18 protein-coding genes and 2 pseudogenes are annotated in these 19,827 nt (G+C 51.8%); 10 read left to right on the top strand and 10 right to left on the bottom strand.

Translation table 11 applies throughout. The annotated features are described in order from the left end of the window. Window positions 1-3 precede the first annotated feature (3 nt). The 7 genes from H8K43_RS01075 (at window position 4) to H8K43_RS01045 (ending at window position 9,618) form a co-directional block, all read left to right on the top strand. Entirely contained in the window at window positions 4-336 is a 333-nt protein-coding gene (locus H8K43_RS01075; RefSeq protein ID WP_222610920.1) for a ComEA family DNA-binding protein, read from the top strand. Window positions 337-437: 101 nt separating this feature from the next. Continuing rightward, entirely contained in the window at window positions 438-1,706 is a 1,269-nt protein-coding gene (locus tag H8K43_RS01070; RefSeq protein WP_186902144.1) for a porin, read from the top strand. A gap of 2 nt (window positions 1,707-1,708) precedes the next feature. Continuing rightward, window positions 1,709-2,134 carry a hypothetical protein gene (locus H8K43_RS01065; protein WP_186902143.1) on the top strand — a complete coding sequence of 142 codons (426 nt, stop codon included), beginning with the start codon at window positions 1,709-1,711 and terminating at the stop codon, window positions 2,132-2,134. Between the two features lie 162 nt (window positions 2,135-2,296). Continuing rightward, window positions 2,297-3,904 carry a sensor domain-containing diguanylate cyclase gene (locus tag H8K43_RS01060; protein ID WP_186902142.1) on the top strand — a complete coding sequence of 536 codons (1,608 nt, stop codon included), beginning with the start codon at window positions 2,297-2,299 and terminating at the stop codon, window positions 3,902-3,904. Between the two features lie 166 nt (window positions 3,905-4,070). Next, window positions 4,071-4,772 (top strand): translesion DNA synthesis-associated protein ImuA, encoded by a 702-nt coding sequence (imuA, locus tag H8K43_RS01055; protein WP_186902141.1) that lies wholly within the window; start codon window positions 4,071-4,073, stop codon window positions 4,770-4,772. Window positions 4,773-4,819: 47 nt separating this feature from the next. Beyond that, entirely contained in the window at window positions 4,820-6,385 is a 1,566-nt protein-coding gene (locus tag H8K43_RS01050) for a Y-family DNA polymerase (protein WP_186902140.1), read from the top strand. Then, window positions 6,382-9,618: an error-prone DNA polymerase gene (locus H8K43_RS01045; protein ID WP_186902139.1), complete on the top strand. Its 3,237-nt coding sequence runs from the start codon at window positions 6,382-6,384 to the stop codon at window positions 9,616-9,618. Before H8K43_RS01050 ends, H8K43_RS01045 begins: the two co-directional genes overlap by 4 nt. 19 nt (window positions 9,619-9,637) lie before the next feature. Here H8K43_RS01045 and H8K43_RS01040 read toward each other — a convergent pair whose 3' ends face one another. The 3 genes from H8K43_RS01040 to H8K43_RS01030 form a co-directional block, all read right to left on the bottom strand. Beyond that, on the bottom strand, window positions 9,638-10,423 hold the full coding sequence (locus tag H8K43_RS01040; protein ID WP_186902138.1) for a tetratricopeptide repeat protein: 786 nt from the start codon (window positions 10,421-10,423) through the stop codon (window positions 9,638-9,640). 182 nt (window positions 10,424-10,605) lie between these two features. After that, window positions 10,606-11,550 carry an L-lactate dehydrogenase gene (locus H8K43_RS01035; RefSeq protein WP_186902137.1) on the bottom strand — a complete coding sequence of 315 codons (945 nt, stop codon included), beginning with the start codon at window positions 11,548-11,550 and terminating at the stop codon, window positions 10,606-10,608. Between the two features lie 36 nt (window positions 11,551-11,586). Continuing rightward, window positions 11,587-12,264 (bottom strand): thiol:disulfide interchange protein DsbA/DsbL, encoded by a 678-nt coding sequence (locus H8K43_RS01030; RefSeq protein WP_186902136.1) that lies wholly within the window; start codon window positions 12,262-12,264, stop codon window positions 11,587-11,589. Between the two features lie 631 nt (window positions 12,265-12,895). Between H8K43_RS01030 and H8K43_RS01025 the strand changes: the two genes are divergently transcribed. Then, window positions 12,896-13,198: a hypothetical protein gene (locus H8K43_RS01025; protein ID WP_186902135.1), complete on the top strand. Its 303-nt coding sequence runs from the start codon at window positions 12,896-12,898 to the stop codon at window positions 13,196-13,198. A 213-nt stretch (window positions 13,199-13,411) separates the two neighbouring features. Here H8K43_RS01025 and H8K43_RS18880 read toward each other — a convergent pair. From H8K43_RS18880 to H8K43_RS01010, 3 genes and pseudogenes are all read right to left on the bottom strand, one after another. Continuing rightward, a pseudogene (locus H8K43_RS18880) lies at window positions 13,412-13,576 on the bottom strand (transglutaminase-like domain-containing protein); the annotation flags it as partial. A 290-nt stretch (window positions 13,577-13,866) separates the two neighbouring features. Continuing rightward, complete coding sequence (locus tag H8K43_RS01015; RefSeq protein ID WP_186902134.1) at window positions 13,867-14,214, bottom strand: hypothetical protein; 348 nt, start codon at window positions 14,212-14,214, stop codon at window positions 13,867-13,869. A gap of 133 nt (window positions 14,215-14,347) precedes the next feature. Next, window positions 14,348-15,123 (bottom strand): annotated as a pseudogene (locus H8K43_RS01010) (transposase). Between the two features lie 215 nt (window positions 15,124-15,338). On the opposite strand from H8K43_RS01010, the gene H8K43_RS01005 reads away from it, so the two are divergent. Both H8K43_RS01005 and H8K43_RS01000 read left to right on the top strand, forming a co-directional pair. Next, window positions 15,339-15,602: an XRE family transcriptional regulator gene (locus H8K43_RS01005; protein ID WP_186902133.1), complete on the top strand. Its 264-nt coding sequence runs from the start codon at window positions 15,339-15,341 to the stop codon at window positions 15,600-15,602. 2 nt (window positions 15,603-15,604) lie between these two features. Further along, window positions 15,605-16,951, top strand: a complete 1,347-nt coding sequence (locus H8K43_RS01000) for a type II toxin-antitoxin system HipA family toxin (RefSeq protein WP_186902132.1) — start codon at window positions 15,605-15,607, stop codon at window positions 16,949-16,951. Between the two features lie 425 nt (window positions 16,952-17,376). Here H8K43_RS01000 and H8K43_RS00995 read toward each other — a convergent pair whose 3' ends face one another. The 4 genes from H8K43_RS00995 to H8K43_RS00980 form a co-directional block, all read right to left on the bottom strand. Beyond that, window positions 17,377-17,709, bottom strand: a complete 333-nt coding sequence (locus H8K43_RS00995) for a LysM peptidoglycan-binding domain-containing protein (RefSeq protein WP_186902131.1) — start codon at window positions 17,707-17,709, stop codon at window positions 17,377-17,379. A gap of 447 nt (window positions 17,710-18,156) precedes the next feature. Next, on the bottom strand, window positions 18,157-18,468 hold the full coding sequence (locus H8K43_RS00990) for a hypothetical protein (protein WP_186902130.1): 312 nt from the start codon (window positions 18,466-18,468) through the stop codon (window positions 18,157-18,159). Window positions 18,469-18,480: 12 nt separating this feature from the next. Next, a complete protein-coding gene (locus tag H8K43_RS00985) occupies window positions 18,481-18,726 on the bottom strand; it encodes a hypothetical protein (protein WP_222610919.1) in 246 nt (81 codons plus the stop codon). Window positions 18,727-18,768: 42 nt separating this feature from the next. Beyond that, entirely contained in the window at window positions 18,769-19,809 is a 1,041-nt protein-coding gene (locus H8K43_RS00980) for a hypothetical protein (RefSeq protein WP_186902128.1), read from the bottom strand. Window positions 19,810-19,827 lie beyond the last annotated feature (18 nt).

Raw genomic sequence — 19,827 nt, 5'->3', positions numbered from 1 at the left:
GCAGTGAAAACAAAGTATGCAAAGTTGTTATCCGGTCTGTGTGCTGTCTTGCTCATGGCCTCAGCGGTACAGGCGAAGGACACACCTAAGAGCGCAGCTGCCGCTTCAGCGTCGGCAGCCAGTGCTAAAACTGAGTTACTGGACATCAACAGCGCCAGCAAAAAAGACTTATCCGGTTTGCCTAAAATCGGCGATGTACGCTCTGATGCAATCATCAAAGGCCGCCCTTATCGTGGCAAAGACGAGCTGCTCAGCAAAAAAATTATTCCTGAAGATGTGTATAACGGCATTAAAGATCTGATCATCGCCAAACAAAAAACAACTGAAAAGAAATAATTTGATTTGTAACCTGGCAATGGCGTTTATACTGATATTGCCGCCAGATAACTCTATTCTCAGGTTACTCTTCCAGGGCGTACTTCCCACTAGTGTGAACTATGTTGCGTACGTATTTTCCCCTCTCCTTTATTTCTACACTGATCTTACTCATCAGTACCTGTGCTTATGCAGAGGATCATACGGATGAGCTGCATTCCGCTACAACCCAAGTGACCGGTTTCGGTACATTGGGCATTGCGCACAGTACCACCAGCCAGGCAGATATCGTCCGCGACCTGTCCCAACGCAGTGGTGTTGGCGCCAGTGGCCGTACCAGCCTGGCGCTGGACAGTAATTTCGGTCTGCAGCTGGATCAGCGTATTAATGAAAATACCGACGCGGCAATTCAACTCTTAGCCAGAAAAGCAGATAAAGACTTTGTCCCAGAACTGACCTGGCTGTACGCCGCCTATACCCCGAATGACAGACTCAAGCTAAGGCTGGGCCGGGTAGGCTTCGACGCCTATATGCTGGCTGACTCGCGTCAGGTCGCTTACTCCTATACCTGGGTGCGGCCACCCGTCGATTTTTTTGGCAGTCTGATCGTTTCTTATTTTGATGGGGCAGATGCAGTCCTGTCTTTTCAGGATGCGCAGCAGGGAAATTATCAGGTGAAGTTATATGCCGGTTTTGCGCGCGGGAAAAGCTATACCGGCCATGCAGACTATGATTTTTCATTGGATGGTTCAAGAATACTTGGTGGTCACCTGGCTTATCAGCGCGGTGCCTGGAGCGCCAGGCTGGGCTATAGCCAGTTGCTGGTCAAGAATGAGTATTCATCTTTAGTTCCTGTGCTCGACGCCTTTCATACCGCGCCTTTGGCTACACTGATCCCGGATGCAGCACAACTCAGTGCTGAGCTCGGCATGCAAAACAAGCGTATCCGTTACCTGTCAGCGGGCCTTGTCTATGATGCAGGGCCGCTGCAGGTTCAAGCGATGTTTAGCCAGACCAGTACAAATAGCCTGAATTTTCCCGACAGTTATGCTGCCTTCCTGTCGGCCAGCTACAGAATGGGGAAATGGACCCCATATGCCACGCTGTCCGCTTCACGCCCGGTTTCAGCACAGATACCACTACAGCCTCCGGCCAACGCACCTGCCGAACTCGTTCAGTTATACAAGGATCTCAACGATGGCATACATAGCCAGCGTAACCGGCAGTCTACGCTAAGCCTGGGACTGCGCTATGACCTCAGTGATGCATCGAATTTGAAATTGCAAATTGACCGTATCCACAGCAGGGAGAAATTTCTGGTGCGTAAGGAGGCACCAGACTGGAATGGGCAGACGATGCTGCTGAGTGCAAGCTATAACTTTGTGTTTTAGTCATGTTTAAAGCGCGCCTGTTTCTTATTCTGTTCAGCCTGTTGCTACTCTGTGGAAGAGCGCATGCAGAATTAGTCGTCATCGCTAATCCATATAGCGGCATCGACAAACTGAGCAAAGACGAGGTCATTAATTTGTATATGGGCAGAACCCGTAAATTTGCAAATGGTCTGAGTGCCTTGCCTATAGACTTAAAAAATGCTGAGCATGAAAAAGCCCAGTTTTATGCGCTGTTAGTCGGAAAAGAAGTCGCGGAAATTAACTCTTATTGGGCAAGATTACGTTTTTCTGGCCAGGGTTCACCACCTTTGCAGGCAGAATCGATGGAAGAAGTAGTACGCATTGTTGCTGAAAACAAAGCCGCCATCGGCTATGTCGATAAAAAAAAGCTGGATAAACGGGTCAGGCTGATTTATGTTTTCGAATAGAGCTCTGTTTTAAAATGGTAAAGCGACGGATCCGGACAGTTAGATGCGTCTGAACATGAGTCATTCATCTCTGTATGCGGTACATCGGAGAGCCGGCTTGCTGACCCTATGTCAGCAGACTCTGTGCGAACAATGCAGTGCACCCTGCTTCTATCGGCGATTATGCGAGAACTATTCAGAACCAGTATCGTGTTCCGGAGTACCAGCATCGTGCTGGGCATTACGCTATTGATCGGTGGATTATTTTCTACCGTCAGTTACCTGTATTTTCTGCGTGCGGAACAGAAGCAGGCGGTGCAAATTATGCATGACTTGCTGAATTCTGTTGAAAATACCGCACAGATAGCCTGTTATTTATCCGATGCCAATCTGGCCAAAGAATTAGTGCAGGGATTAAGTAAAAATCACGACATCCGTCAGATTGTGATTTATCAAAAAGAACACGTACTGGCCAGCTTCCGGCGCGACCCGGATGGAAACCCCAGCCCCATCGATAAAATCCTGTCAGCCACCGCAAACACCAACGGCATACAAAGAAATATTCATTCTCCGTTCAACGCCACCGAACAAGTCTGTACCGTAGCGATGGAAACTGATCAGCTTGCGATACGCGCACAAAGTTCGGAAAAAGCCAGCTTCATTGCTTACCTGTTGCTGCTGCAAGCGATTGCGATCGCGCTCATCGTAGCCGCGTTGATACTGGTGCTGATCACCCGTCCGATTATGAGTATTTCCTCCCGCCTGCACCGTTTAAGGCCGGAAAAAGGTGAGCTGTTGCAATCACTGTCCTATCATGGATCGGACGAGCTGGGCACGCTGGTCAGCGATGTGAATCAGCTGATAGGCAATCTGGTCAATACGCTGGATGAAGAACGTCGGCTGCGCATTCAGCATGCCTTAGGAGAGAGGAAATACCAGACACTGTTTGATAATGCAGAAACTGGCATTTTTCAGATCAATCCGGAAGGACTGCTGCTGTCCTGTAATCAGGCCTTGTTGCGCATGCTCGGTATCAGCAGCATCGCAGAAAATGACGCCATGCTGTTACAAGCGCTGGAGGGGCAAGAGTTGAGATTACACCTGATGATAGATCAGACGACACAAACCGCGCAGCCCGCGTCCGAAGACTTCCTGATAGAAACCGGTCAGGGCTTACGTCAAAAGAAATGGATACATCTGGTGATACATTCGGCTGAAAACGGTGTGCTGCAAGGCCTGATGAATGACATCACCGAGCGCAAACTCAGTGAAGAACAGGCGAATCGTCTGGCGGTCACCGACCATTTAACCAATATCCATAACCGGCTGGGTTTTGAGCGGGAAATGAGCCGCCTGGCGAAAGAAAATGCACGTCATGCAGGCTGTGATTTTTTCCTGCTGCTGATCGACCTGGATAAGTTCAAAGAAGTGAATGACAGCTATGGACATGCCGCCGGTGACAAGGTACTCATGCATTTTTCCGCCATTTTGAGCGCTACCTTACGAAAAACTGACTTTATCGCGCGCCTGGGTGGCGATGAGTTTGTGGTTTTGCTCAGAGGTGTGAGTGAATTAGAGACAGCACAAAGAATTGCCGACAAAATCATCCAGCTGACTCAGCAACCGATTTCTATTTCCGACAATGAACAAGTCATCATCGGTGCCAGCATCGGTATCAGCTTCACCCGTAACCAGGAATTCGCGCCTGCCAGCCTGATAGAAAGAGCAGATGAAGCCTTGTACACCGTGAAAAAGAGCGGCAGGAATAGCCATCATTTCTCGCCCTCCTGAGCCTGAACCTGCCTGAAGTCACTATTCACAGCGACGCATAGCGCTGGCCACAGTCAGATAAAAAGCCAGAAAAGTTTGAAAAGTCCGCTCCGGGATAATATACTGTATATTTAATCAGTATATTATCCCGGAGCGCTGAAAAGCGCCCTGCTTTTCAGCCGCTATCATGTCTACTCTTGAACACCTTCATCCTGCGCTCTGGCGCGCCAATCAGCTGGCGCATAGCGATCTGGCGACTACCGACACCGGTTATGCCGTGCTGCGCACAGAATTGCCGGGCGGCGGCTGGCCATTAGGGCGCATGACGGAAATCCTGAGCGAACCGGGGAGCGCTGCAGAAATGCGGCTCTTACTGCCCGCCTTAAGTCAGATACGCTCCGGCCCGATTGCCTTACTGAATCCACCGCATATACCGCAGATAGCAGCCTTTACTGCGCAACAGATCCCGGCTCAGCGCTTGCTCTGGCTGCCGACGCAAAAACATCAGGACAGCTTGTGGGCGGCAGAGCAAATCATCCGCCATGGCAGTTGTGCCGCGCTCTTATTCTGGCAGACAGCGATACGCCCGGAAGCCTTACGCCGCCTGCATTTGCTGGCACAGCAGACGCAAATGGCATTTTTTATGCTGCGGCCGGCAAACGTCGCCAGCAATCCCTCCCCCGCCTTGCTGCGGGTACAGGTACACAGCGTGTCCTATGGCTTACAAGTGCAGATACTGAAACGGCGCGGCGCACAGTCTGTCGCTTCCTTGCCGCTGTACCTGCCGCAACATCCTTATCTGGCTGGCTTAAGTCATGATCGTGCGCAAGGTTTGCCGCAGGATGTGGCACGCAGCAGCCAGGTGGCGCGCGACATCCTGCAGTCCTGATTGCATGACAACGGCGATACCAGCCCCCGACACCACAGGCAGCACTCATGTCCCCCAGTTCCAACCCAAATCCGGCACAGGCTGTAGCAGAACGCAAACCCGCACTATGGGTGGCGCTGCACTTTCCGCATCTGGCGCTGGAAGCCTTTATTCCACGCTGGGAATGGCAGCAGCATGATCAGGGCAGTGTCATCCTGCAGCAGCAACGTGTGCTGGCGATGAGCCCGGCGGCGCGCACGGCTGGGGTACGCACAGGCATGCGTCGTGGCGGGGTGCAAATGCTGCTGCCCGACGCCAGTTTTTTCCCCTGTGACAGCCGCAAACAACAAGACTTATTACAAGCCGCCGCGCTGGCATTGTTGCAGTACACCCCATCGGTCGCGCTGCATGGCGCAGCTGGCATTGTGCTTGAAGTCAGCAGCAGCCTGCGTCTGTTCGGTGGCATACGCCGTCTGCGTCAGCGCATACGCCTGACTGTGCAGGCGCTGGGGCTCAGCGTCAGCCTGGCCTGTGCGCCGTTTTCTAAAGCAGCAGCCTTGCTCGCGCTGTATGCTGCAGAGCGCGCCAAAGCCGCCTGCTATTGTCTGTCACCGCGCAAGCTGGCTACTGTCATGGATCAGCTACCGGTGCATACCCTGAGTCAGGCGCAAGCCTATCTCGATCTGCTTGAAGGACTGGCCTGCCATCAGCTCAAAGATTTGCAAAAGCTGCCGCGCGCCGGTTTACAACGACGCTGTGGTGCCGCCTTGTTACAGGAACTGGATCAGGCCTATGGCAAAGAAACTGCGCTGCATCTCTGGGTCGTCGCCAGTGAAACCTTCCATATTAAACGCGAGCTGGCTGGCCGCCTGGAACGCAGCGATCAGTTACTGCCGTATGTGCAGGCCTTGCTGACCCAGCTGTGCAGCTGGCTGCGGCTGCAACAGCTGGCCCTGAGTCAGTTACGCCTGTGCTTACACCATGAGCGCGGCCGTAGCGCGATCGCCCCCAGCCAGCTCAACATCATGCTGGCCGAGCCCGGCTGGCAAGAAGCACACTTACAACTGCTGCTGCGTGAACGTCTGCAGCAACTGGGTCTGAGCGGTCCTGTGATTGCGCTGGAGCTGGAAGCCACCGAAACCGCAAGCCGCCAGTTACACAGCGAGGATTTATTTCCCGAACCGGGCGGCAAACCAGAGGATCATCAGCGTCTGCTCTCACTGCTGGTGGCCAGGCTGGGCGAACATCAGGTATTGCAGGCCGCACCGCAGGCGGATTTCCGGCCGGACATTGCGAATCAATGGGTCTCCGTACTGCATAAAAAATCAGCGCAAGCCCATGTTGCCACCAGCGCAGCCCATGCCTTGCTGCGCCCGGTCTGGCTGCTGGCCCAGCCGCTGGCGCTGACACTGCGTCAGCATCAACCCTGGTATGCCGGATCGGTGCTGACCATCATTTCACCGGCCGAACGCATAGAGGCAGGCTGGTGGAGCGACAGCACACAGGTCAGGGATTACTTCATTGCCAGTCATGCCAGGCATCAGCTGTACTGGATCTACCGTGAGCGCAACGTGACGCAAACCGACGGCGATGCGATAGCGCTCAGTTGGTTTTTACACGGGATTTTCGGATGAGTAAGCCGGGCGAAAATGGAATATCCAAAAATGGAACACCCAATGCAGATGCGGCTTACGGGCACAATTTGCCCGATTATGCAGAGCTGCTCTGCATGTCCAATTTCAGTTTTTTACATGGTGCCTCCCATGCCGAAGAACTGGTCAAACGTGCCGCCAGGCTAGGCTATCAGGCCTTGGCGATCACTGACGAATGCTCGCTGGCCGGTGTGGTACGTGCGCATGACGAAGCCAAGGCACAGCAATTGCCACTGCTGATTGGTAGCTGGTTCGCACTCAGCCATGACAGCGATGCGCTATCCTGCCTGCGACTGCTGGTGATTGCACAAAACCGCGAGGGCTATGGCAATTTGTCGGAGCTGATTACGCTGGCACGCAGCCGCTGTAGTAAAGGCAATTACCTGCTCAAACCCGAAGATCTGCAGCCCAACGACAGCGCTTACGCCCACCTCGCCGGTCTGCCCGGTTGTTGCGTAATACTGCTGCCGGAATATCCGCTGCGGCCGGCGATACTGGATCAGCAATTGCAGTGGTTTGCTCAGTATTTTCACCGTTCAGGTCAGCATAGCGGCTGGCTGGGACTGACTTTATTACTGCAGGCTGCCGACGACTATCAACAGCAACACGTGCTGCACAGCGCCGCCAGCTATGGCTTGCCGGTGGTGGCGCTGGGTCAGGTGACCATGCATGTACGTTCCCGCAAGCCCTTGCAGGATACGCTGACAGCGATACGACTGGGTAAAACACTCACGGAATGCGGCTATGCGCTGGCTCCGAATGCCGAGCAGCATCTGCGTTCGCGGCTGCGACTGGCCAGGCTGTATCCGCCTGCAACGCTGGCTGCCACCATACGCATTGCGCAATCCTGTCAGTTTTCACTCGATGAATTACGCTATGAATATCCGGATGAAATCGTCCCGCCTGGTTATACCCCGGCCAGTTATCTGCGGCAGCAAGTGTACCGGGGTGCGCAGCGCCGCTATCCCAATGGTATCAGCGACAGCCTGATACAGCGCATAGAACACGAGCTGCATCTGATTAATGATCTCGCTTATGAACCCTATTTTCTGACCGTGCACGACATCGTGCGCTTCGCGCGTCAGCAAGGCATATTGTGTCAGGGGCGCGGCTCTGCCGCGAATTCTGTGGTGTGCTACTGCCTGCATATCACCGAAGTCAATCCGGAAGTGAACACCCTGCTGTTCGAACGTTTCATCTCCAAAGAGCGTGCCGAACCGCCTGATATCGATGTCGATTTCGAACATCAGCGGCGCGAAGAAGTCATGCAGTATATTTACCGCAAATATGGACGCGAACGCGCTGCGCTGGCCGCCGCCGTCCACACCTACCGGCCACGCGGTGCCTTGCGTGAAACCGGAAAAGCCTTAGGCATCGATCAGGATATCGTCGATGCGGTGGCCAAATCCCATCGCTGGTTCGATAGCAAACAGGATCTGCTGGCACGCTTCGCCGAATGTGGACTCGATACCAGCTCGGCCATCGCACAACAATGGGCGGCTCTGGCGACTCAGTTATTACGCTTTCCGCGCCACTTATCACAGCACAGCGGCGGCTTTGTGATCGCCAAAGGAAAACTATCGCGGCTGGTACCGATAGAAAACGCTGCCATGAAAGAGCGCTGCGTGATCCAGTGGGATAAAGATGATCTGGAATCGCTGGGCTTATTAAAAGTCGATGTGCTGGCACTGGGCATGCTGTCAGCGATACGGCGCGCACTCGATCTGCTGGCAAACATCCCCGGCAAACCAGCCCGCTTGCAAGACATCCCGCGCGAAGACCCGCTGACTTACGACATGATTTGCCAGGCCGATACCATCGGCGTTTTTCAGATCGAATCGCGCGCCCAGATGAGTATGCTGCCACGACTGCAACCGCGCGAATTCTACGATCTGGTGGTACAGGTCGCCATCGTCAGGCCGGGCCCGATACAAGGTGGCATGGTGCATCCCTATCTGCGCCGCCGTCAGGGGCTGGAACCGGTAGAGCAGCATCATGATGCCGCCATGCAGAAAGCGCTGGGGCGCACGCTGGGAGTACCGATTTTTCAGGAGCAAGTGATGCAGATCGCTATGCTGGCTGCGGGTTTCACCGCCGGTGAAGCCGATAATCTGCGCCGCGCCATGGCGGCCTGGAAGCGTAAAGGCGGTCTGGAAGCTTACCAGTCGCGCATCATCAGTGGCATGCAGGCCAATGGTTACGAGCAGGCTTATGCAGAAAGAATTGTGGAACAGATAAAGGGCTTTGGTGAATACGGTTTCCCCGAAAGTCATTCTGCCAGCTTTGCGATACTGGCCTACATCAGCAGCTGGATCAAATGCCATGAACCCGCCGTCTTTCTGTGCGCGCTGCTGAATTCACAACCTATGGGATTTTACACGCCCTCACAACTGATACAGGATGCAAGACGGCATGATGTACAGGTACAGGCAATCGACGTTTGCCACAGTGACTGGGACAGCACGCTCAGTAATGACTGGTTTCACAATCGCTATACCAACACGCCACAAGCCGCAGTCAGACTGGGCATGTCGCTGATCAGGGGCCTGTCTGAAGCGACCGCACAACGCATCATGCAAGCCAGAGCCCTTGGCCCATTTCAGGATACGGCTGATCTGGCACGCCGCGCCGGACTGAACCGGCATGAACTGGAAACCCTGGCAGCCGCCAATGCGCTCATCCAGTTAGCCGGACACCGGCGTCAGGCCTTGTGGCAGGCGGTAGCCGCAGTCGCCGATAAGGATTTGCTGCAGCCAACCCGTGTCGCAGAAAGCACACCGGAATTAACGGCACCCGGCGAAGGACAACAAATACTGAGTGACTATCAGAGTACCGGCCTTACATTGCGACGACACCCAGTCGCACTGTTACGGGCACAGTTACTGAAGCAGCGTTTTCTGCCAGCACGGCTGCTCGCAACGTTTCAGTCCGGTCAGTTTGCACGCGCCTGTGGACTGGTCACCGTCAGACAACGGCCCGGCACTGCCAAAGGTGTGTTATTCCTGACGCTGGAAGATGAAAGCGGGCCAGTCAATGTGATCATCTGGCCCTCTCTGGTCGAACAACAAAGACGTGAAATACTGAGTGCCCGGCTGTTGGGCGTCTATGGTATCTGGCAAAACGAACAGGGAGTACAGCACCTGATCGCCAAACGCCTGGTCGACATGAGTCATTTGATCGGTGCCCTGAGCACCCACAGCCGGGATTTTTGTTAGACGTAAAGTCGGATCAGCATTAAGACTGACCAGCTGAGCGCATCAGCGCCGATAAGCGCTGCACGCCCTGCGCTGCCTCTACGCTGAGTGCGGCAGGCGCAGCACGCCATTGCCGGGCAGCCTGCTGCGCCGCTGCTTTCTGACTGTCGGATAAGCGCGCCTGCAAGTCATCAAGGGCTTGCATCAACTCAGGCTTAGCCTTGGTCTGGTCTGACTGCAGACTTTGCGCAATCAAGAAATATTGATAAGCCAGTTGTTTGTCTGCTTCAGGCTGAGAGTAAGCGAGCCAGGCCATTCTGATCACCGCTGGGAAAAGACCCTGATCTGCTGCTTTCTTGTACCAGCTCAGGGCGCGCTGCCAGTCGCCCTGCTTTTGATATAGCAGCGCGACATCATGTTGGGCGAGTGAATAACCGGCTTCAGCAGCGATACCCTTAAAATGTAAGGCCTGAGCATCATCGGTCGCGATCACACCCGGAAACTGGCCCGCATAATAGCAACCCAGCTTATAAGCACCTAAAGGATGACCCGCTGCTGCGGATTTCTGAAACCAGAACAAGGCTTGCGCCGGGTCTTTCTTAGCACCGGCAATGCCATTATTGAACAGCATACCTGCGTGGTATTGCAGCTCTGCCAGTTGAGCGCCGCTCAAGCTGGTCGCCGCACCCGGCTCACCGGCAGCGATAGTCACTACTTTGCTGGCCATGCTATCGGCAGCAAGCTCCGCTGCGTGCACACTGGCGATGCTGAAACAGCTGGCTAACAGCGCGCCACCTAAAAAGACAGAAAGAGATCGAGAAGGCATGATGGCGCTCCGGAACAGATGAATGATTAAAGGTGTCTGCCAGTCATTGACAGTCTGATGCCAGACACTGAAGTCTGCGCAGTATGCGGCAAGCCAGCCAGCTCACACATAAAAAATGCCGGTGTATCAAGTCGTGCAACCGGAGAGACCAGTTGGCAAACCCAGGCATCCAGCCCGGAAAATCAGTTCAGCACCAGACCAGCTACATGCTCAGAGATGATTTGCGCACTGGCCGCCAGTGCCTGTTGTTCTGCGCTGTCGAGTGGCGGATGCAAGGTCTGCAGGATGCCAGCCCGCCCGACTACCTGCGGCAGCGACAAAGCCACATCGCGCACGCCCTGCACCTGATCCTGCACGGAAGAAACCGTCAAAACCTGACGCTCATCAAACAGGATGCAGCGGCTCAGCAAGGCAATCGCTGCGCCGATGCCATAATACGTGGCGCCTTTACCAGCAATGATTTGATAGGCGGCACGGCGCACCGCCTGATCGGTGTGTGCCATCACAGCTGCATCCAGCTTGCAGCCACGGTCAGCCGCAAACTGGCTTAAAGGAACACCAGCCACGCTGGCACTGGACCAAAGCAGCACTTCACTATCGCCATGCTCGCCCAATACATAGGCATGCACAGAACCCGGCGCGACACCACAGTGTTGCCCCAGCAAAGCGCGGAAACGGGCGGTATCAAGCATGGTGCCTGTACCCAGCACACGGCGTGCATCCGCCCCCGCCGCCACGGCAATCCGGGTCGCCACCTGGGTCATGATATCAAGCGGATTAGTCGCAATCAGCAGCACTGCATCCGGTGCGTAGCGCAGGATAGCGGGAATAATGTGCGCAAAAATATCCGCATTACGCTGCAATAAAGCCAGCCGGCTTTCTCCGGCTTGCTGACTGACACCCGCCGCCACAATCACCAGCGCAGCATCCTGCAAGTCGGCATACTGCCCGGCACGGAGATGCACAGGGTGAGAAAACGGCGTGGCATGCAGAATATCCATCACCTGCGCCTGTGCCAGCGCTGGCTGCTGATCGACCAGCACCAGCTCACTGCCTATGCCTTGTAAAACCAGCGTATACGCAGCAGTACTGCCTACATGCCCGGCACCGACTATCCCGATTTTCATTGCTATACTTTCCCTGTCTGGCCTGCGCCGCAGCGTTTATTTTTGTTTGCTCTGTTTTTCTTTAGCGACGCGCTCTACCAGCACTTCCATTACCTGAAAAGCAGCAGGCAGGACTTCATCATTGGTGAGCTTAGGATTGGCCTCAACCACCATCGATGTCTGCGTCACATACCGGCCATCAATCACAAAAGTCGGAGTTGACGTGACACCATAATTTTCCACCAGACGCGGCAGGCGCTTCATCATACTCAGCACAGAAAACGAGTTATACGCATCCAAAAAGGTCTTTTGATCTATGCCATGTGTCACCGCCCAGCTCAGATTATCCTGATCGCTGCGCAAACGCTTACGCTGAACATGCCAGGTAATCAGCAAACGCGCATGCATTTCCTTATCCATACCGAGCGCTTCCAGCGTCAGGAACATGCGCGCTTCAGGGTCGGTTTCTCCGTAATACGGCAAATGGATGCGACGGAATTCGACTTTATCGCCCATTTTCTTCAACCAGTCCTGCAGCGCAGGCTCCAGCGCATTACAGGCCGGGCAGTGGTACATGAAAAACTCGATTACCTCGACTTTTTTCTCAGCCGCCCGTACCGGCATAGGATTACCCAATACCTGAAACTCTGCACCACGTACCGGATTCGGCGGTGAAGCCGACACCACACCGGCCCACAGAGTGCAAGCTAAAAACATCCAGCGAAAACCACGCATACTTTCCCCGACAGTTATAGGCAGACAGTCTGTGCAGACTGCCTGCAAAATGTTCATACACAGAAACCGTCAAGTATCGCATAAATTGCAGATTGCCCGCATAAAGCGCCACATTCAACCAGAGCTGCATCGTTTCTCGTTACTTGTATCAGATGAAGACTCTGACCGGTATCATCCTGCCCTGTGTATCCGCGTCGACCATTTAGCAAAAGTCTGTTCAACTGGCATACCCAATTGGGTTTGGACCTGCGTTCAGCTTGTGCCCGGACGATTTACCTGCAAAAGAATACTCAAAATATTCAAAAAAATGTTACGCATAGAACCTACCCAAAACCGCCCCAGTGGCGTGATGCTTCCTTGCCGTACCGCGGGTGTAGCCAGGGTTTCAGGCAAGATGTTGCCTGCTGGTCTAACGGACATCGCATATCAGTGATATTTCTCACAGCAGCAAAGGGGGTTCCAGTCTTGCCGGGACAATTCTGCGTCAATCTTAATGAAAATTTTATTGCCAATGATAGTATGCAAAAAACACATCAAGCAGTAACATGGTGGCGCTAGCTGCCCCACTTACCCACACTCAGGAAAACTGCTGTCTGGCTGCTTCCTGAATTTTTTAAAACATGGAACACATATGAAATCAGCGATAGAAAATAAACTTTGGTTTAGCATGCTCATCACCTTAATCGCCCTGTTGTGTACCAATTTGCTGTTTTCGCGCGCCCACCTCTCCCCCTACGACGCAGAGCTGTTCTCGGCGACACAAATTATTTATCTGTTTTGCTGGTTTGGCTTTGAGCGGATTTTTAAATTAAGCTTTTCGCTGATTTATATACTGAGCAGATCAGAGCAAACGCCTATAGCCACCGGCGCCCCTGGCAATACTCAGCTGCAGGATATTCCGCCGGCTGTACAGCGCTCAGATACAGTGCATTAAATCAGACGGCAGCATGCTGCGGCCTACACTCCGAATAATGCCGCCGATGTGAAATGTCGAATTGCTCAAGGCCAGACCCGTAGGGTACAACCGGATTAGCTCTCATTTTTTCTTTCAAGATTTAACTTCCTCGACTAAACTTTGTGCCGCTTCGACTTTGGTGACGCCTCCGACCCAGTTCATGACTTTGTCGGCTGGCACATCAATTGTGCCTTAGACGTATCTGGCTGGAATATCTGCTGCACGGTACAGAGCAATCAGTAGACTCGCGGTGTCGAAGGCGTTGCCGCGTTTGTTTTGTAGCGTGAGTTCACTGCCCTGGATAGAGCCATAGCTGGGGATGAAGCTGATGTTGTTTCTGACCCAGTTATAGATTTGTACCGGGTTGTTGTTGAGTTCCTGGGCTTTGACCGCGGGGGGGTGAGTTGAATGTCTTCGGTGGCGGCCAAGTCTGCTGCGTTAGGGGTGGCAGGGAGGGTAATGGGCGGTGGAATAGGAAAACAGCGAAACACTGCTTCGCGCCTACATAACGATGAGGCCTTGCAAAGCCGAGTCCTTGCCTCGCAGCATTTGTTCATGGATAGAGTTTGGAATCGGGCGTAGCCTGACATTTTTTCTTTAGATCGTAGCCTAAGTGGTGGTCTGAATTGCGCCACCCCTTAGGCTTTTTAATGCGCCAAAAATGCAAACATACTCTTAGAGAAATAAGAAATATTCGCAATCACACCGAATGTTATCTGCAGCCAAGCTATCCACTTTAGAGGACTACAAGCTCTCGACTCTCGCCAAGTCAGCCCGATACAAAATATAACCGTCCCCCACAGCAAATAACCAAATACATCCAGCGACAAACCGAATGCCATTTTTAACAAACCAATCGTAGAAACAAATAAAAATAGCCTCGAGTAATAATCTCTATATTCCTTCGATATCCCACCAAAAATTTTTGGTAGCAAAGAAGGAACCAAACCTAAACAAAGAACTACAGTGGACGAATATACCCAAATAACGATCATTACAGTTTCCTTCAGACTGAGTTAATTTCGTTTCTTATGAATGAACAGAATCTCAAATCCAACCAGACACTCACTTACAAGAGTGAGCGGTATTTGACCTTCCCTCGACAATGAGTTCACCATCAGGTGAATGTCATGCAGCGAGATTCTCTTGATTTTGTTTCTTTACCCAGTCTTCCAGATATTGAACCGGCGAGCGGTAACCTAATGTGGAATGCTGCCGCGTTCGATTATAAAACACCTCAATATATTCAAAGCTCGCAGCTTTCATTGCATCATGGCTTGCATAGCGAATTCCATGATAACGCGCATTCTTGACGCTGTTAAACCAGCTCTCGGTCGGTGTATTATCCCAGCAATTTCCCTTGCGACTCATGGAGCAAATCATACTCAAACTCCTTGAGCTTGCCCTGAAACGCTTGACTGGCATATTGACTGCCACGATCTGAATGATGCATGGCCCCGGCTGCCGGTCGGCTCTGGGCGTCTGTTAAGCGCTCTCGGCCAGGAATTACGTCGCGTTGCCAGGTACGATAGCCACTCACGCTGACTTCAAAAACGGTGCACATCTCTGCTAAAGAATAGGTTTTGCTGTTGGCTGCGATCCATGCATACTTCACAGAACATCTTTCGTGAAGTATGCCGCCGCCTTTTTATGATTTCATGCTCCCTTTTCAGTCTGGCCACTTCTGCTCTTAAACGGGATAGCTCCATGGCTTCTGGTGTGACGGCTTTCGTGCCTGTACCTTTCAGTTTTCCTTCCGACGCAGCCTTGATCCAGTTGCGCAGCGTTTGACCACTTAAGCCCAGCTCCTTGAGGACTACAGAGATGGCTTCACCATCTGAAACACGTTTAACGGCCAGCTCTTTAAACTCGGTCGTGTAAGCTGCTTTTGGTATTCTGTTCACCATTTGTCTTTCCAAAGTGTCGTTGATTTTACGTCACCTTTGGGGAACTAAATTTCAGGGGAAGCTCTCAATCAGCTGCCACTTATTATTCATAATCAACAAAGAGTTATCCTAAATTCTGACAATTTAGATTTTAGATTTATCCGTTATTCAGCTATATTGACTTTATCCGAATATCGGATATATTGGTTTTATCTGAGTAATGGATATTTTTTATGTCAACCGTGCCCGCATCCCAGCTTGTTATCACCACACCACAGCTAGGTCAACTGCTGCTGTCTACACGCAAGCGGCGTAAGCTCACGCAGACCGCGGTAGCGCATCGCCTTGGCTTAAGTCAAAACCGTATTTCACACTTGGAACAACATCCGGATGAAATCAGCCTAAAGCAGTTGCTTAGTTGGTGCGCTGTAATCGGGTTGGAGCTGAGGATCAGCGAACCAATTGAGGGTGAGCCTGGCAGCTCTGCGGAGTGGTAATCATGGGCCGCCGCGCGCATAGCCAAACACTCAATCTCTGGGCAAATGGGGACTACGTCGGGCGCTGGACGGTCAAAGCTTCGGGAGAATCCGAACTGCAATACGACGCGGCCTGGCACAATTCCCCACGTGGGCGTCCGATCTCACTATCCCTTCCATTTAATCTTCATAACGAACCGTTAAAGGGAAACCGCGTTTTATACTACTTTGATGGATTGTTGCCAGATAGCGACGCCATTCGCAGACGGGTCGCAGCCCGCTTCAAGACAGGTTCGATCGAAGCATTCGACCTGCTCGCGGCTGTTGGCCGGGACTGTGTTGGTGCTTTGCAGCTTCTGCCTGAGGGCATCACCCCACAAGGGCAAGGAAAGGTTGACGGCATCGTCGTTGAAGATGAGGATATAGAGCGACACTTGCTGGACGTGATTAATCCGGGCCAATACGGCTCCATGCAAGACCCTGATGACGACTTCAGAATTTCGCTGGCCGGCGCGCAAGAGAAGGACGCGTTCCTATGGTGGAACGGAAAATGGATGAAACCGCGTGGCGCAACACCGACGACACACATCTTCAAGCTCCGGATCGGACTAATTGGCGGAAAAAAAGCAGACTTCACTACGTCGGTCGACAACGAGTGGTTGTGCCTGCGTCTGCTCAGAGAGTACGGATTGCCAACGGCAAATGCTGAGATTATGACTTTCGGTACACAACGGGTGCTCGTCGTCGAGCGTTTTGACCGGACGCTGTCGCAAGATGGTAAGCAGCTGTTCCGACTGGTTCAAGAAGATTTTTGTCAAGCGACCGGGACCTCGCCACTAATAAAATACGAAAACGAGGGAGGCCCGGGCCTGCGGCAGATATTCACCTTGCTGCAACAGTCACAACAAGCGGTCGCAGACATGCACACACTGTTGGCTGCGCAACTACTGTTCTGGATACTACGGGCGCCAGATGGTCACGCCAAGAACTTCAGCATCCAGCTACTCGCTGGTGAACAGCGCTTCAAGATGACGCCCCTCTATGACGTAATGTCCGCCTACCCTGCTATGGGCAATGGTCCAAATCAGTGGGCAGAACAGGACATCAAAATGGCTATGGCACTGTTCGGAAAAAGCAAGCACTACCTGGCGCATAAAATCACGCGACGCCACTTCAACAATACTGCAAAAAAAGTAGGTTACGGCAACAGCGCGGAACCCCTCATCCAGGATTTCATTACCCGAACACCTGCAGTTATAGATAAGGTCCGCGCGCAGCTGCCAGCCGGGTTCTCTGAAAAGGTCGCTGACCGAATTCTCGGTGGCATTCTCGCGGCAGCGCGCGCCCTGGAAGGAATGTCCGCCGTCTGAATGCTTGCCTGGATCGCGGCGCATAAGGCGCATGTAATCAGTAGCTCAGTATCACGAAACAAGCATACTCTCCCCCTCTAATGGATCAAGTAGATAGCATTATTGCATTTACTTAACATTGAGTACGAAATTCAGCTCGAGACTTCGAGTGAGATATAACGACTACGCGCCATAGGCATCAGCCGCCTACTTCGTTTTAGGAGAAAATACAGTGGCTTTAGCTTAGGTTAACAATATTCAAAAGGAAAAAATAGTAATTTCTTGCTTTTTGGAGTGGGTGTCTTTCGAATTGCTCACCGTGATCTGGCGCATAAGCTCGATCAATTGGAGAGTAAGGCGGATTTGATTGAGGTCAAGCACGATAATTTTGAGCGCAATACACGTCTTCAATTGAAACAGGTGTTTGAAGCGACCCGGGAATTGAGTTAGCCGCCGGAACCTGCGACCAAGAAGCGGCCTATCGGCTTTGTGGCGCATGACAAGAAGACGGTACCGACTTTAAGACTGTCGTCTTGCAGGTGATTGGCATCTGCAATCAGGTACCACAGGCTGCTGTCTCCCCAGACTGCTTTGGCGATGCCGGCGAAGCTGTCTCCCTGACGAATGACATAGGTGCTGTTCGTCGTGCCTGCTCCCAGTGCCATGGCGGACTGGTAGCTTTGGTTGATGCTGTCTTTACCCGGATCTTTGGTATTACTGCTGCCAATCACTTCGTCGTTAATGAGGAGGCTGTAGACCGTGTCGGATCCTTGCTGCATACGCAGGATGTGGCCTGCGGTGTCAACCTGTATGGTCCGGTCTGTACCGTTGACGTCATGAATCTCCGTAGCGTGACCATTGGCGTCGTAGGACCAGGTTTACTTAACCGCTGACAGCAGCAAAAAAAAGAAGCCTCAACTACCCCTTGCAACTACAGGGATTAGATGAGGCTTTTTTAGTTTTAGAAATAAAGAAGAGTAGCGGGAATTTAGCCGTCCTTCATATTAATCAGGCCTCCATGCGGCGCATCTTGATGCGCCTTACCGGGTTACGCCTTACGGCCTTGGCGACCCGACTCGCCGTAGCCGATTCGAGTTGTCGGCAAGCGGGATACATTCGTTGCATCCGTGTAGCCTAGCAGCTTGGTTTCAATGACTTGGTCATTGGCATTGTAAGTATAGGTAGTTACCCAAGCCGATGAACGTGCGTCACTGATGGACAGCACATTACCCCAACGGTTCCTGTTTTAGTTTTTCTTGCACAGCATAAATAATCAACATCGCACCATTCCTTGCATCTGCATGATCTTTATACAGAAGCTCGTTATACAAGCCTTCTGGATTCGCTGCTTTAATATCTCGCAACAAAACCATGTTTTGCTCTCCTGCTAGACCGTATTCTTCTACGATGAAATTAATATGCTCTCCTACATCCCAATCAACCAAATTTGTTTTTGTCCGCAAATATAATTTCTGAGAGTCGGACAAATTTTTTAAAAAATCTGAAACGGCATCATCAAACGTCACAGGCCAATTCATGAGCTACTCCTCTTATCTAGTTGGAAGAACTTTGTACGAAATACCTGGCGTATTTTTTGCAAAATTATGCCAAACCTCGTTCTTAAACCATATATCGAATTTTTTCGTGGTCACTTCCGCAGATGTTCTCAAAATACCTGCACCGAATTGATTCGACGTTATCTGCTGTGCTTTTGCATACTGTTTTGCCACAAACGATGATGCATTCCCTTGTATTTGTTCAAGTGGGAATCCTGCCGCCGATCTGTCGATTTCCATCACATAGGTAAGATCATCAGTTACAGCCCTAATAGATTTTGCTTAATAAGCCAATCCACTTCTAATATCAGCAATAGAAAAAGGCGAACCATTCGGGTGATTATGAGTAAAGGTATTACCCGATATAAGATTTCTTTCTTCTTGGGTAAACATGATGGCAGAATCCTGACCAATTTTCGCATCACGTCTTACCAAGACTCGCCCTGCATCATCCACTACAACACCAGTTTCGAAGCCTTGCTTGGCGATCTGTGGCTCAATGCGAGCAAACGTACTATCCAAACCTGGTCGGGCTAAATTGGAATACAAGGTATCCATTTTCCCAGAAAGGAAACTTTGTAATCTACCTAAACGCTGCGCCGAAGCACCCGCAATTCCCGACAATTCAGCACCCACTCCTCGAATTATGTTCAGGTATTTTTTAGGGTCCATTAAAACATCTGCGCCAAGCCAAGCGGCACCAGCAATCGTTTCGGCTTGTCCAGCTTTACGCTCAAATGCAGCGTAACCAACTTGTTCAAATGTGCGGAAATCCGTTATTCCAGCTTCATACATTCCCACCCATGCGTTACGTGTTATTCCTTTGGCTGAAGTCGGGTCGCTGAAGAAATCTAAAGTTTCTTTAGTGAGATTGCCAAACTTGAGATGATTTACAACGGCAACATCAGTAAATCCAAGATCAGCTAATCCGTGTGTTGCAACTGCTTCTAGTAGCGTCGCACGACTCATTCCCGAGTCATATGCTTTATCTCTTTGACTGGCAACTGCACGAGCAAGAAAGTCTTTGTCATCCGTTTTTAGTGCGACGCCCAACACCGCAGCATATTCAGAATCGTAGCCTTTTTCTCGGATGTCACTGACAACACCATTAAAACAAGTGTCGTCACCTTTGAATTTTTCTAAAATATCTTGCGTATTTTTAGCACGAGACCAGAGTGATCCCAGAGTACTCAATTTACGTTTAAATGCCGGATCGGTTTTATTGCCGACTTTGGCCTCTTCAAAATCGACATCGACCGTTTCTGGTTGTGTTGAATCATTGGATTTTGTACCAGAATTAGCCTCCGCCAGGGAAGACCCCAACGCATTGCCAAATGCATC

The sequence above is a fragment of the Cognatundibacterium curvum genome (assembly GCF_014284235.1).
GTDB classification, from domain to species: Bacteria; Pseudomonadota; Gammaproteobacteria; order Burkholderiales; family Burkholderiaceae_D; genus Undibacterium; species Undibacterium curvum.
This window is presented reverse-complemented; position numbering and strand designations above follow the sequence as displayed.

What these genes read in the sequence shown, in the direction of transcription:
- H8K43_RS01070 (WP_186902144.1), top strand. Translation starts at nt 438, where the DNA reads ATGTTGCGTACGTATTTTCCCCTCTCCTTTATTTCTACACTGATCTTA.
- H8K43_RS01065 (WP_186902143.1), top strand. Translation starts at nt 1,709, where the DNA reads ATGTTTAAAGCGCGCCTGTTTCTTATTCTGTTCAGCCTGTTGCTACTC.
- H8K43_RS01060 (WP_186902142.1), top strand. Translation starts at nt 2,297, where the DNA reads ATGCGAGAACTATTCAGAACCAGTATCGTGTTCCGGAGTACCAGCATC.
- imuA (WP_186902141.1), top strand. Translation starts at nt 4,071, where the DNA reads ATGTCTACTCTTGAACACCTTCATCCTGCGCTCTGGCGCGCCAATCAG.
- H8K43_RS01050 (WP_186902140.1), top strand. Translation starts at nt 4,820, where the DNA reads ATGTCCCCCAGTTCCAACCCAAATCCGGCACAGGCTGTAGCAGAACGC.
- H8K43_RS01045 (WP_186902139.1), top strand. Translation starts at nt 6,382, where the DNA reads ATGAGTAAGCCGGGCGAAAATGGAATATCCAAAAATGGAACACCCAAT.
- H8K43_RS01040 (WP_186902138.1), bottom strand. Translation starts at nt 10,423, where the DNA reads ATGCCTTCTCGATCTCTTTCTGTCTTTTTAGGTGGCGCGCTGTTAGCC.
- H8K43_RS01035 (WP_186902137.1), bottom strand. Translation starts at nt 11,550, where the DNA reads ATGAAAATCGGGATAGTCGGTGCCGGGCATGTAGGCAGTACTGCTGCG.
- H8K43_RS01030 (WP_186902136.1), bottom strand. Translation starts at nt 12,264, where the DNA reads ATGCGTGGTTTTCGCTGGATGTTTTTAGCTTGCACTCTGTGGGCCGGT.
- H8K43_RS01025 (WP_186902135.1), top strand. Translation starts at nt 12,896, where the DNA reads ATGAAATCAGCGATAGAAAATAAACTTTGGTTTAGCATGCTCATCACC.
- H8K43_RS01015 (WP_186902134.1), bottom strand. Translation starts at nt 14,214, where the DNA reads ATGATCGTTATTTGGGTATATTCGTCCACTGTAGTTCTTTGTTTAGGT.
- H8K43_RS01005 (WP_186902133.1), top strand. Translation starts at nt 15,339, where the DNA reads ATGTCAACCGTGCCCGCATCCCAGCTTGTTATCACCACACCACAGCTA.
- H8K43_RS01000 (WP_186902132.1), top strand. Translation starts at nt 15,605, where the DNA reads ATGGGCCGCCGCGCGCATAGCCAAACACTCAATCTCTGGGCAAATGGG.
- H8K43_RS00995 (WP_186902131.1), bottom strand. Translation starts at nt 17,709, where the DNA reads ATGCAGCAAGGATCCGACACGGTCTACAGCCTCCTCATTAACGACGAA.
- H8K43_RS00990 (WP_186902130.1), bottom strand. Translation starts at nt 18,468, where the DNA reads ATGAATTGGCCTGTGACGTTTGATGATGCCGTTTCAGATTTTTTAAAA.
- H8K43_RS00985 (WP_222610919.1), bottom strand. Translation starts at nt 18,726, where the DNA reads ATGGAAATCGACAGATCGGCGGCAGGATTCCCACTTGAACAAATACAA.